Here is a 13,500-nt window from a genome sequence, read left to right as displayed (position 1 = left end):
AATCCTGCTGCACCTTTGCCATCTGGACCATGGCAGGTAAGACAATGTTGGGTGTACAGCTTAGCGCCTTTTTCCAGTTCTTTGGAGACTTCAAAGCTCCAATTTTCGTCCATCAATTCCATAGGCTCCTTTTCTTTAATGAAAACAGGGAGGGAGGAGTCCAGGCTTGAAGGATCAGGTAGTTTTCTCATTCTGAAAATCCGGTCAGGACCTTCAGGTAATTCATCATACATCCATGGCTGAAATCTCGGATGCCAGTCCCTATTGCTAGTACTGAAAAAGACATCTCCATTTTCTGCTACTGCAATATCTCTGATTCTCCCAAAATGCTTTTGTAAGAAGATTTCTTCATCTGTTATTTCTTTTCCGTCATCACTCAGATGCAGCACCCTAATGGACCTGCCTTTCATACTAGCAAGAAGCAGGGTGTTATCCCATTCTGGAATCTTCCCCTTTTTTAGATATGCCAAGCCTGCTGTAGCAATGGTTGGGGTCCAAGCGAAGAGGGGATCGAGAGTTTTATGTCTTTCAGCAAATGATTTTTCCTTATCTGAATCCGCAAAACCGTGAACATCAGGCCATCCGTAGTTACCGCCTTTGACAAGAAGATTAACTTCGTCGTCATTGGCAGGACCATGGTCTGAGCCATACAGGTGTCCTTTCGATCCAAATACCAATCCCTGCGTATTTCTCAATCCCATTGCCCACACAGGATTATCAGGGAAGGGATTATCACTTGGTATGCTTCCATCAAGATTCAAGCGCAGGATTTTACCGCCCAAAAAATCCTTGTCTTGGGTAAGACTGGTTTTTCCTACATCTCCTAAGGAGAAATACAGTTTTTCATCTGGTCCGATCACCAAGCGGGAGCCGTTATGAAAAGTAGCGCCAGGTAGACTGTCTATCAGTATTTTGGGGTTAATCAGCGAATTTTGAGAAATCTGGTAACTTACTACCCGGGAACTCACCTCTTCTTCCATTCCTTCTTTGGGAATAGCAAAAGTATAATGCAGGAAAACCGTTTTCCTTTTGGGCTCAACAGTCATCCCCAAGAGTCCATAGGATTTCTTGGCAAGCACATCAGGTAATTCCAACATGAGGACCTTTTCTAAAGTTTGAAGATCCAGTCTGTAAACTTTACCACTGACTTCAGTAAACCAAAGTTTTCCTTTTTCTGCTGTTTCAATGTCCCATGGAATTTCCAGGTCTCCTGCAATTTCTGAAATCTCCAAGACAGTATCATCAAGTTTCAGGTAAGCTATAGTTGGGATATCAGCCTCTTTTTCTTCAGAAATACCGCATGAAAATAAGCATAATAGTATGAAGCTGATCAATGGTCTATTCATCACCCAAAGCCCATTTGACACCTGCAAATAAATGTTTTAGAAAAAACTCATCCTGATAATGGGCTGCACTGTGACCCAAAGCAGTATAAAAAACCCTGGAATTACCAAAATGGTGATACCAGGCCAGTGGGTGATAGTTCCCGAAAACAGAACCCGGGTAGTTTGATTTTTCTGGATCATCGATAGTTCTTAAATCTGCAGCCAGCAAAATATTGATAGCAGGGTTTAAATGATCGAAATAGTAGCATTCATCTTCCCAATTCCAAACATCCTCCATAAACGAGGTAGAAGGGTGTGTAGAATCAATTACCTTGATTTCAAATTCCTGGAATTCGGGGTGGCTTCTGAATTTTCCACCTTGCATTTCCCAGAACCATGGCCAGTCACGCTCAGAACCCGTACTGATATGTATGCCTGTAAATGCGCCTCCCTTTTCAATGTAGGACTTGAAAGCCGCTCTTTGATCCGACGTGTAAAAAGCCTCATTATTTGTATTGTTGAAAATAATCAGGGAAATACCATTGAGGTTATCTTCTGTAAAAACAGCTGGCTCATCACTGAATTGGATTTCATAGCCATTATCCCGCCCAAAAGCTGCCAAGGCTTTATTGCTTGCCTCAATATTGTCATGCACATAGCCTTCACCATTGTGGGTGTATACCAAAATGTTCTGTGCTTGAGCAGCGGCTGAACCAAAAATGACAATCAGAAAATAAAAGAAGAGCTTCATGATTAGAAAATTAGACTAAATCCTGAAGCTCCCCAAATAATTATTTATCAAAAGTAAAACAGAGTGTTTTTTAACCCTTATAACTGCCATTTTTAAGATAACTTTGACCCTTTAACAAAGGCAAGATATCCTTAATGGTATCTACATGATGAAAATTATCATGTTCGACCAAGTGGTCGATTTTTTCATGTTCCCAGGTGATATGGTAGGGGACATGCACCGCAGTACCTCCGGCGTGCAATACAGGGAGGATATCCGATTTGAGAGAATTGCCAACCATCAGAAATTCATGTGGAGCACAATCAAGGTGGTTGATCAATTTTTGAAAATCCTCTTTATTCTTATTGCTCATGATTTCAATATGGTGGAAGTGTTTTGCCAATCCTGATTTTAATAATTTTCGCTCTTGGTCTAATAAATCACCTTTAGTAGCCATCACGAGTCTGTAATCTCCGTTCAGCGATTTTAATGTTTCTTCTACATTTTCTAAAAGTACTACAGGTTTACCAAGAATTTCCCTTCCAATAGCCAAAGCACCTTCTACAAGGTGGAGGGAGCCTTTATTGTCCGTGATATTCATGATCGCTTCTATCATGCTTAGCGTAAATCCTTTTACGCCATAGCCATATAATGGAAGGTTATTGATTTCTGTTTTGAACAATTCTTGGTTTGCCTCTTCTTGAGGCATGTAATCTTTTACCAATTCACAGAATCTCTCCTCAGCTTCTCTAAAATAAGGCTCATTGACCCATAATGTATCGTCTGCATCAAATGCAATAACTCTTATATCTTTCATTTCGGTAAATCTTTTTAAAGGTAATGTACGGGGTATTTTAAATCTAGGGATTATTTCAACGCTTCAATTTTCAGCAGGTTTTGACCTACCACTGGTTCTAGCAGTAGCCCGTTGATGGAAGTTCGGTTTTGCACCAAAATATCCCATGGTTCCATTCTGGGTTCATCGGAAAGGTCAAATGTACCGAAGTGCATGGGGAAAAAGTGTTTTCCTTCTAAATTATTGAAAGCTTCTATGGCATCCGATGGGCTTATATGCGATTGGTGCATGAACCATTCCGGTCTAAAGGCACCAACTCCCATCAAGCAGAAATCCGGCGCACCCAAGGTGTTTTTGATGTCTTGAAAATGTGGTCCTTTTCCTGAATCCCCCATAAAGTAAATTGTCTTTTGTTTGCTCCTAAAATAGAATCCTCCCCAAAGACTTTTGTTGTCATCCCAAAGCCATCTTTTGGACCAATGTCTACTTGGTACATAAGTGATATCAAGTGTGGAATCAGTTATCTGATATTGTTGATACCAACCTGCTTCTTGGATTTCCTGTCCTTTTGTCCATGATTGGATGACTTTTTTGAGACCTAATCCCGTCAAAAAGGTTGTTTCAGGATGGTTTTCGGAAAGGTATTGTATGGTTTTTTTATCACAATGATCCCTATGGTTGTGAGATATCATGATGTAGTCCAATGGGGGAAAGGAATCTAAAGGAAAAGGCAATTCGCTATCCCTTTTCAAAAACATATTGTCTATCAAGATGGGATCAATCAGTATAGTAGTGCCATTTATTTTGATGAGAAATGAGGCATGTCCCAACCATATCAGGTAATCTTCATCATTTTTAAAAGTCTCTGGATCAAAATCAACAGCTAACCTCCTTGTTTCTTTTTCTTTGGCTTCTTTGTAAGGGTTTTTATCAGTTTGCCATTTCAGTAAATCAGAAAAACTTGACTCAAATGGATGGTATAAGTTGACAAATTTCCCTTGATCGTCTAACGGTGTTCCTTTCCATTCCTCATTCGGAGCTATTGTTTTTAGCTCGGAATTTGATGTATGATTGATGCTTTCTGTGGTTGAAGGTTGTTTCATTATCCAGATAAAAAAGGGAATTACCGCTATAAAAGAAAATCCGATTAATTTTTTCATTCTGCTAGCAATAACCTTTATAAAAGTAGAATAGTTTGTCAAGAGGCCAAAAGGTGACCGATCACTTCTGATGGGGTTTGAATTTCTCTAATTTTTTCTTCTTGTATTTCTTTATTGAATTCAAGTTCCAGCTCGAAAATCAATCCATTTACGAAAACCCAATCCATTTGCAGTTCCCTGTAAAAATTAGCTTGTTTTTTACGGCCTGTGAGCGGTATACCGTAGGCTTTGAAAACGGAAATAGCTTTTTTCAGTTCCTTAATGTTTTTCATTTGTTTATAATTTGTATCCATCTACCACTATATGACCGGGGATTTGGGTTACCCAACTTATTCTAGTACGATTTATTTCATGGTAAAAAGATTATTGAATCTCCAAACAGGACGATGTAAATTAGATTTCTGTTGTGAATTCAAGTTTATCTTAAGATTTATTAAGAAAAATGAATTAATCAAGACGAACAAAATTCAGTAAGGGGTTTGAAATTCTACGTATGATAAAGCCAAAAAATTCTGAAGTAAATACCTTTTAAGAAATCAAATTCTCAGAGGACTGGAAGGTATGGTGAAGTAAATAATTGTGCCTTTTTCGACCTGAGATTCTAGCCAGATTTTACCTCCCATCAATTCTACAAACTCCTTGCATAAAATCAACCCGAGACCGCTGCTGGGTTCCCCTGCAGTGCCCGGTCTCCCTGTTTTTCTATCAAGTTGAAATATCTCTTTAAGGGTCTTGCTATCAATTCCTATCCCAGTGTCTTTGACCATTACAATTACATCACCATTTCGGGCTGTGGCGGAAATCAGAATACGGCCGTCGGTACGGGTAAATTTCAGGGCATTGGAGATTAAATTTCTAAAAACCGTATTGAGCATTTCCCGGTCTGCAAATACTTGGATCACCTCAACCATATCTGAATTTAAGTTGATTTCCTTTTGCTGGGCCATTTCTCTGAATAGTTCAAGGTTTTGGGATACCAAGTCATTGAGTTGAATGATTTCAGGATTTAAATTGAGTCTCTTTGTTTGGGACAATGACCATTGCATCAAGTTACTTAAAAGTTCCAGTGCTTTTTGGGATGATTTCTCAATAAGCGTGGCTATTTTTTCAATCTCAGCATAGTTCTTTTTCTTTACCTCTTCATTCAAAATTTTTGAAATTCCTATCACATTGGCATAAGGCCCCCTTAAATCGTGTGCGATTATGCTGAAGAATTTGTCTTTTTCTGCATTGATTTGTTCGAGCTCCTGATTCTGTTTTAGGATCATTTCATTCTTTTGATTGAGCTCTTGAAGAAGAAGTTTATTCTTTTTGTTTCTCCTGTTGAGCAGGTAGATAAAAAAGCTGAAACTGAGAATAATAAGGAATGTTGAAATCCACACAATCCAAAGCTGGTTTCTTCTGTTTCTGAGGTCAACTTCATTTTGACCAAGTTGGTATTCATACTCTTGTGTCCGTAGTTTGATTTCCAGTTCATCTGAAGTGAAAACTTTGAGATTCTCTATAACCTCTAAAAGGCTTTTATAAGCCAGTTCAAAATTCCCCTGTGCTGCTTGTGCCTGATGTAGGATATTGTTGCCCATGTATTCATAAGCTTTAATATTCATTTTTTTTGATTCTTCGATGGCTTGTTTGGCATACATTTCAGCGATCTCAGGCTGATTGAGATGCTCGGGTAGATGAAGTCTGGAAAGGTTATAAAGAACCAGTGGCAGGTCTTCCTTCAGGTCGTAGAGCTCAATGACATTCAAAATTTCTTCAAACTTTTCAACCGACTGGTCAAATTGCCCCGAATAAGTAAAAAAGGCAGCATGAAGAATTTCAGTGGAAATCACCAGGTCAAAGCGTTCTTTTTTCAGGGCCATTTCTTTTGCTAGGTCCATGAAATTCATCAAAGAATCTCTGAGCAATTTCCATTGGGGATCTTTTTCAAATATCAGATGGGTTTCTGCATGTGGCGTTTGAAATTCTTTTTTCACTCCCAATCCTTCTCTTTCAAGAAATATTTCTTCAAAAAGTACAGCCCCCATTCGATTATATATTCTAGAAAGCATGACTGAGTCTTTTTTCACAAGGAAATACTCCAGAGACTGGTTTAGATAGTCCATAGCCACATCGTAATTTCTTGCCGCCCTGTAAGTTTCCCCTAATGACCTTTTTACTTTATGTACGCCGTCCTGGTCTTGTAGGCTTTGATACATAGCCATGGCATCATTTAACTTTTCGGAGGCCTTTAGATGATCGCCATAAGAATTGTAGGCCATGCCTATTCTTTCCAAGGCCATGGCTTGTGCTTTTTGGTTATTCACAGAGTCAGCCAATGCGTAAACTCTTTCACCCAATGCAAGGCTAATCGCGACATCCAGATTTTTATCTAGGATTTCAAATATTTTATCTATCCGAATCTGTTTGTCAGGAATTGAATTAATGACTGAGTTAAGGCTGTCTAGCTTGTAATCTGTTTGGGAAAAAGCATAATTACAAGCCATAAAAAATGACATGAGCGCAAAAAAATGACTGCGAAATTTTTTATTAAAAGTCTTGATTGCTTTTCTAGCCATACCTTAATCGTTCATAGCTATGCGAAAATTATTGTTGTTTGTCTGGAATTAGCTGTATCAAGATAGAGATTCTAAGCCAAGTTTTAGACGAAATTTAAAGTATTTTTTGATTTATTGAGGTTTGGGCCTTGTTCAAAAAATTCGGCTTTCACTTAAGGTTCATAGGACTTAATGTAAAATCGATCAGCCCCAAAACTACCTTGACAAAAACACAAGATGAGCATTCTGATTATTTCAACAATGCTTTCCAAATTATTAAATCTGGGGAAAATAGTTTTTAAATATGCTTATATTGAGGCAGTGCAAAAAATCAGGGAATCTAAGCCAGGAGACTTCCTTGGATTGACCTCAAATTGATGCTTATAAAAATATTTTCATCAATTATTCAAACCCTATTTAAAAACCTAAAAAACCATGAGAACCAGAAGAGAATTTATTCAGAACCTTACTGTAGGAGCAGGGATTCTGCCCTTTGCCATGAGTGCTGATGCATTTGGGATGCCCTCTCCGGCGCCTTATTTTCCCCAAGTACAGGATGGTCCTGTCCTTAAAGTGGCTTTAATGGGACTTGGCAGCTATGCTGACCGTGTCGCCAAAGCCATGCAAGATTGCAAAAGAGCTAAAATCACGGGACTTATTTCAGGGACACCATCCAAGCTCCAATCCTGGGGAAAAACATACAATGTTCCCGAGGGAAGCAGGTACAATTATGAAAATTTTGATGAGATTAAAAATAATCCTGAAATAGATGCAGTTTACATCATTACCCCCAATGCCCTTCATCATGGTCAGTGTCTCCGTGTGGCAGCAGCAGGAAAGCATGTGATCTGTGAAAAGCCCATGTCCATTAATGCCCAAGAAGGGAAAGAAATGGTGGAAGCTTGTGCCAAAGCAGGAGTCAAGCTATTGATTGGCTATAGAATGCATTTTGAGGCAAATACCTTGAATGCAGTGAAAATGCGTGAGGAGGGGGAATTGGGAGAAATTAAATTTTTTCAAGGCTTGAGTGGTTTTATTATCGGTGATCCGACTCAGTGGAGGCTGGACAAGGATCTTGCAGGTGGTGGGGCCATGATGGATATTGGGATTTATGCGATAAACGGAGCAAGGTATATGATAGGGGAGGAGCCTATTTGGGTGACAGCACAGGAAGTTAAAACTGACCCTATCAAATTCAAGGAAGGTGTAGATGAAACGATTACCTTCCAAATGGGCTTCCCAAGTGGTGCTATTGCTTCCTGCTTGTCAACTTACAGTATGAACTATCTGGATAAGTTTTTTCTAAATGGAGACAAAGGTTTTGTAGAAATGCAACCCTCTACAGGGTATGGACCAATAAAATCCTGGTCTCATAAAGGGGAAATCAACAAGCCACATGTGACGCATCAAACTGTACAGATGGATCAGATGGCAAGTATTATTTTTGATGGTAAAGTACCAGAGATTCCTGTAGATGGAGAGGAAGGACTTAAGGATATGAAAATTATAGATGCTATTATGCTGGCTGTAAAATCCGGTCAAAAGGTGAAACTGGATATGGGTTAAATGCCAGTAACAAGCAGTAAAGGCCAAGAGTATATTCCTGGCCTTTACTTTTAAAAACCATTCTTCTTTTCTTCGATCTCATTGGCTTTGCTTACGATATCTCTGATAATCTTATCTACCTCATAAGCTGAATTGAGAACATGATCTAAAAACTCATACTTCTCTTTTTCGCAGAGATTATTATTCTTGATTAGATCGATAAGACCCATCATACGGGCCAATGGTGCCCTGACTATATGGGATTGGATCCAAGCTATTTCTTTTAGTTTAAGGTTTTGTGACTCTATGGCATTAAGATAGCTGATTTTCAAAGTAATATCATTGGCAATAATTAATCTTGCTTTCCTACCTTCAAATTCTAGGGTATTGGAGTGAATTTCCATGGTTATGGGAGTTCCATCTTTTTTGAGATGTTCATAGATACCCATAAATTGACCCTTATGCTCGTCAAAAGTAGTTTTTTGCAATGTTGATTTTACTTTAGCACCTTCTTCAGATTTTCTGATTTGAAGAATATCCATCGTAAGAAATTCGTCTTCAGAGTACCCATAAGTTTTGATGGCAGATTTGTTGACTTTGAGAAACTTCAGGGTTTCTTCGTCAAATACCCACATGGGCTGGGGGCTCAATTGGAACAGCTCTGAGTATCGTAGCTCAGAAAGTTGGATCTTTTTAAGATTTTTGTTCCTCTCTATATTGTAGGTGATAGCTTTATGTAGGGTAGTGGCATTCAGATCATCTTTAAGAAGGTAATCAGATACCCCCATGGATAAACTTTTCAGCGCAAAACTGGCTTCTGAATATCCTGTAAGTACGATAACTGGAATTTCCTTATTCAGTTTCAGCGTGTTTTCAATTAAATCAGCTCCACTTTTATCTGGTAAAGAAAGGTCAAGTAAAATAACATCCCAATCGTTCTTTCCAATTCTGAGAATTTGATCCAATTCTTTGAAATTTTCACAGCGCTCAACGATAGGATTAGAGACCATTTCTTCCAGATAGTCTTCGACTAATAAGTAGTCACCAAGATTGTCTTCAATGACTAGGATTTTATAGCTAGTGGAATCCTTCTTCATAAGGCTTACACTTTTGGGAGTTTGGCTGTATGCATCCAAAATTCTTCCACTGATGCAATTGCCTCTTGAAAATTGTCTACCTCTACCGGTTTGGTAATAAAGCAGTTCGCATGGTTCTTGTAAGAGGTAACTATATCTTTTCCGGAGGAAGATGTAGAAAGCATCAAGATGGGAATATGTTTATAACTCTCTTCTGATTTGATGATTTGCAGGACTTCATGACCATTTTTTTTTGGAAGATTGATGTCAAGTAAGATAAGGTCAGGTTCTTCTACATTTTCGAATTTACCTCTTTGAAAAATAAAATCAAGAGCCTCCTGACCATCTCGTGCAATGCTGAGTTGAATGGAGATCTTCCTGTCCTCGAGCGCTTCAGTGGTCAATAGGATGTCTCCTTCATTGTCCTCTACAAGCAAAATATGTATTGGTTTATTCATTAATATATATATGTTAACAGATGCTGTTTTTCACTTTGGGATGGTGAAAAAGAATGTACTTCCTTCACCAAAATTAGATTTAAGCCATATTTTTCCCCCATTATTTTCTACAATTTTCTTTACTATGGCCAGCCCCATTCCTGTACCTGAATATTCGTTTTTATGATGTAACCTCTGGAATATAATAAAAATTTTTTCAAAATATTCTTCTTCTATCCCAATCCCATTGTCCCGTATGCTGATTATCCACTCTTTTTTTCCCTCCTTACAATTTATATCAATTATAGGGGTAACATGCTCTTTTTTATACTTGAGGGCATTACCAATAAGATTTTGGAAGATTTGAACCATTTGAGTTTTGTGCCCTTTGATTATGGGGAGGTTTTGATACAAAATCTTTGCATTTGTCTCTTTAATCATTTGACGTTGAAGGTTGTGTACTTCCTCAATAATTTTATTCAGGTCAATTTCCACAATTTCATCATTGGATTTGCCTGCCCTAGAAAAGTCAAGAAGGTCTAGAATTATGGTCCGCATTCTTTTCGCACCGTCTACGGCAAAATGAATATATTGATGAGCTTTTTCATCTAATTGCCCTTTGTATTTGTTCTGTAGTTGTCCCATGAAACTTGTGACCATTCGAAGCGGCTCTTGAAGATCATGAGAGGCGGTAAAAGCAAATGATTCTAACTCTTGATTTTTTTCCTCGAGCTCCGCCATTGCTTTTTTTAGCTCAGCTTTTTGGCAATCCAGTTCCTGACTGGTTTTCTTTTCCTTTAAAAAACTGTTTTCAAGGCCATTAAAAATAATGGGTACCATCGCTGAACATAAAAAGCTGAGGAAAACTAAATTAGAGCTGAGTGCAATCCATCTCAAGGCGCTGTAATCTTGCGTTTCCCATTGAAGTAGGTTTAAGGAAATCAATAAAGCTATCAGTACACAAATGCCTAAGTTGACCCAGGCAGGTACATAAGCATATTGGTTTTTAAAAATGATGGTACAAAAAAAGCTTATCCCTAAAAGAAACAGTAAGCCTGGCCCCATAGGACCAAAAAAGGCCAAGAGGCTGGTAGAGAAAAATATAGCTGATATGATGAAAAGAACTTTTCGTGTTTGTAAGGTAAGTAAGGGAACAAAGCCAATAATAGCAATCATTGCAATTGAAATCAAGTCCACTGTCAGCAGTAGGTACATCTGATTACTTATGCCGTAAAAAAAAGCAGGAATAAGAGCAATTAAAGCGAAAGGAAGTAAAAATATAATGGTATTGGCAAAGAGGATGTTTTTCCAATAGGATAAGCCATCTTTTTCATATCGGTTAAGTTGAAAATTAACCTTTACTTTCTCCTTATAAATATTCCAGATTATCATTTTTTAGCATCTTATCAAAAATCAATGTCTGTAATTTAATTTTTAATTAGAACAATATGCCGGAAAATATGGTAAATGCCAAATGCAGGGCCAAGGGCTAGGGGTAGGAATAAAAAACCGGGAGATAGTAAGTTTTGAGACCAGTTGAGTAATTGTATACTGAAAATGGTGATAGCAAAACCCAAACTGTTGACTATGGTCAGTGCTGTTCCTTTTTGGTGAGGGGGGACATTCTGTGCTATCAGTGTAGAAAACATTGGTGAGTCTGCGGTTACCACCATTCCCCAAAACAGCATAAAGCACAATAAAACCCATGCATATGGCTGCAAAAAGAACAGAGGAGAAAGCAAACAACAAATTCCAGACAGACTAAGCGCAGTTTTGGAAATATCCAAAGGGCGAACACGACTGGAAATCAAACCTCCTAATCCACAACTTACTCCTCCTATTGCAATGATAACAAAGGACCAGAAAGAAAGGTCAAATTTGATTTGATGGGAATTACCATAAGCGGTTAGAAATACAGGTACAAATGCCCAAAAGGCGTAGAGCTCCCACATATGGCCAAAGTATCCAAATGCAGCCTGCCGGAACCTATCGCCTTGGAAAACTCTGAAAAAAACGGTGAAATCAAATGATTGACTTTTGGTGCGGAAGGGGCCATCAGGAACCAAGATTATCATAAAGCTACCCCCCAATATAGCCAGCAAAGAGGTGGCATAGACCACGACCTGCCAGTCTAAACCACCTGTAAAAGACCTGATGAAATGGGGAAAGGCTGTTCCCAATACTAAAGCTCCCACCAATAAACCCAGAGATTTCCCAAGTCCTTTTTGGTAGTAATCGGAAGCGATTTTCATCCCTACAGGGTAGATTCCTGCCAAAAAAAAGCCTGTACCAAACCTAGAGAAAAGCATAAATTCAGGTGAGAGGCCTTCCAAACTCAGCACTAAATTAAATCCTGATGCTATTAGAGAACTGATAAAAAAGATCCTTGAAGGAGGAAATTTATCTGCAAGAGTAAAAATGGCAAAAAGCAGGGTTCCCACAATAAAACCAATTTGTACTGCTGAAGTCAGATGACCTAGGTATTGATCATTCAATGCCATTTCGGAAGCCAGTTCCGGTAAGACCGCATTACCTGCAAACCAAAGGGAAGTACATAAAAACTGAGAGATGACAATTACGGGGAGAATTCTCTTCATTGTTTTTCGGAGGGCTTATTGATTTGTGCTTTGATCATCTCAGCATCCCAAGCATTGTCGTTTACTGTGAATTTCCTTTTTCTTTCAATTTCCAAAAGTTGCTCCTGCATTTGTTTGGCAATGTGTAAGGTAGATGTTTATAACTCATTGTTTTCATTAGATTTAACCTAGCCTTTAAGGGTATTCCAGCCTTATTTTATGGGTTGAAAATCAACATTATGATTCAATTTATTCCTAAGAAGTTAACAATCAAAAAATGCATATCTTTTATAAGGATAAGTAAGAGAAAATCAGTGCCGGATACCATTCAAAATGAGCTGTAACTGATAATCTTCCAGTGGCTTGGTGAAAAAGTAATCTGCGGAATGTTTCTCAGCAATCATTTTGTCTTTAAATGAGGAGGAGGTGGTCAATATAACTGTGGGTATTGACTTGAGTTCTGGATCCTTTTTGATGATTTCTAGGACTTCAAGTCCACTTTTTTTTGGCATATTGATGTCTAATAGAATTAAATCAGGTTGGGGAACATCTTTGAATTTCCCTCTTTTATATAAAAAGTCTATTGCTGCGGCACCGTCTTTCACGACAGAAAGGGGGTTGTTAGAAAAACTTTCTTCAATTATTTCAGAAGTAAGCAAAATATCACCTTCATTGTCTTCTGCCAGTAAAATATTGATTTTTAATCCTGCCATAAAAACGTAATTGTACTCTAATATTAACAATTTTTAGTTAATGTAAAAGAAAATACACTCCCATTTTGGATATCTGACTCCAACATAATTTTCCCTCCCAGGTTTTCAACACATTTTTTTACAATGGCAAGGCCTATTCCGGTACCTCCATAATCTCTTTTATGATGTAGTTTTTGAAATAAATTGAATACCCTGTCGTGAAACTCTTCTTCAATTCCTATACCGTTATCTTTCACTGAAAATTTCCAATGATCTTCATTTTCCACACAACGGATCTCTATTATGGGTGCACAATCAGGCCTGGAATATTTAAGAGAGTTACTGATCAGGTTGCGGAAAATCTGAGACAATGGAGCATTATAGCTCTTAATGGTTGGTAAGGGATGGATAATTATTTTGGCGTCCTTTTCTTTGATGGATTCTTGAAAAAAGCTTAAAGTGTCTTTTACCAGCTTGTTTAAGTTGATGCTGGACATTAAGCCATCAATTCTTCCTACCCTGGAATATTCAAGTAGGTCTGCAATCATATCTTTCATTCTTTTGGCTCCGTCCGTCGCAAAGAAAATGTACTTTTTGCCCTTATCATCCAGTAATGAATTGTA

Annotated in this window: 13 protein-coding genes; 1 reads left to right on the top strand and 12 read right to left on the bottom strand. The window is 38.2% G+C overall.

Going from position 1 to position 13,500, the window contains the following annotated elements:
• From EA341_RS14605 to EA341_RS14580, 6 genes are all read right to left on the bottom strand, one after another.
• Positions 1–1,367, bottom strand: a 1,367-nt coding sequence (locus EA341_RS14605) for a PQQ-dependent sugar dehydrogenase (protein WP_293015855.1), incomplete at its 3' end; no start/stop codon positions are given.
• Positions 1,339–2,076 carry a ThuA domain-containing protein gene (locus tag EA341_RS14600; protein WP_293015852.1) on the bottom strand — a complete coding sequence of 246 codons (738 nt, stop codon included), beginning with the start codon at positions 2,074–2,076 and terminating at the stop codon, positions 1,339–1,341. The genes EA341_RS14600 and EA341_RS14605, both read right to left, overlap by 29 nt.
• Positions 2,077–2,146: 70 nt before the next feature.
• Complete coding sequence (locus tag EA341_RS14595) at positions 2,147–2,872, bottom strand: HAD family hydrolase (protein ID WP_293015851.1); 726 nt, start codon at positions 2,870–2,872, stop codon at positions 2,147–2,149.
• A 50-nt stretch (positions 2,873–2,922) separates the two neighbouring features.
• Positions 2,923–3,954 carry an MBL fold metallo-hydrolase gene (locus EA341_RS14590; RefSeq protein ID WP_293015850.1) on the bottom strand — a complete coding sequence of 344 codons (1,032 nt, stop codon included), beginning with the start codon at positions 3,952–3,954 and terminating at the stop codon, positions 2,923–2,925.
• Between the two features lie 95 nt (positions 3,955–4,049).
• Positions 4,050–4,283 (bottom strand): acyl carrier protein, encoded by a 234-nt coding sequence (locus EA341_RS14585; RefSeq protein WP_293015849.1) that lies wholly within the window; start codon positions 4,281–4,283, stop codon positions 4,050–4,052.
• A 264-nt stretch (positions 4,284–4,547) separates the two neighbouring features.
• Positions 4,548–6,500: a tetratricopeptide repeat-containing sensor histidine kinase gene (locus EA341_RS14580; protein ID WP_293015848.1), complete on the bottom strand. Its 1,953-nt coding sequence runs from the start codon at positions 6,498–6,500 to the stop codon at positions 4,548–4,550.
• A 486-nt stretch (positions 6,501–6,986) separates the two neighbouring features.
• On the opposite strand from EA341_RS14580, the gene EA341_RS14575 reads away from it, so the two are divergent.
• Complete coding sequence (locus tag EA341_RS14575; RefSeq protein ID WP_293015846.1) at positions 6,987–8,117, top strand: Gfo/Idh/MocA family oxidoreductase; 1,131 nt, start codon at positions 6,987–6,989, stop codon at positions 8,115–8,117.
• Positions 8,118–8,167: 50 nt separating this feature from the next.
• On the opposite strand, the gene EA341_RS14570 is transcribed toward EA341_RS14575, so the two are convergent.
• From EA341_RS14570 to EA341_RS14545, 6 genes are all read right to left on the bottom strand, one after another.
• On the bottom strand, positions 8,168–9,193 hold the full coding sequence (locus EA341_RS14570; RefSeq protein ID WP_293015845.1) for a response regulator: 1,026 nt from the start codon (positions 9,191–9,193) through the stop codon (positions 8,168–8,170).
• A gap of 5 nt (positions 9,194–9,198) precedes the next feature.
• Positions 9,199–9,630, bottom strand: a complete 432-nt coding sequence (locus tag EA341_RS14565) for a response regulator (protein ID WP_293015844.1) — start codon at positions 9,628–9,630, stop codon at positions 9,199–9,201.
• A gap of 30 nt (positions 9,631–9,660) precedes the next feature.
• A complete protein-coding gene (locus EA341_RS14560; protein ID WP_293015843.1) occupies positions 9,661–11,001 on the bottom strand; it encodes an ATP-binding protein in 1,341 nt (446 codons plus the stop codon).
• Between the two features lie 35 nt (positions 11,002–11,036).
• The gene (locus EA341_RS14555) at positions 11,037–12,206 is read right to left on the bottom strand and encodes an MFS transporter (protein WP_293015842.1); all 1,170 of its coding nucleotides are present in this window, start codon (positions 12,204–12,206) and stop codon (positions 11,037–11,039) included.
• 290 nt (positions 12,207–12,496) lie between these two features.
• On the bottom strand, positions 12,497–12,898 hold the full coding sequence (locus EA341_RS14550; RefSeq protein WP_293015840.1) for a response regulator: 402 nt from the start codon (positions 12,896–12,898) through the stop codon (positions 12,497–12,499).
• Positions 12,899–12,921: 23 nt separating this feature from the next.
• Positions 12,922–13,500: ATP-binding protein (locus EA341_RS14545; RefSeq protein ID WP_293015838.1), on the bottom strand; the 579-nt coding region annotated here is incomplete at its 5' end.

It is taken from the genome of Mongoliibacter sp. (assembly GCF_007692705.1).
Taxonomy (GTDB): domain Bacteria; phylum Bacteroidota; class Bacteroidia; order Cytophagales; family Cyclobacteriaceae; genus Mongoliibacter.
This window is presented reverse-complemented; position numbering and strand designations above follow the sequence as displayed.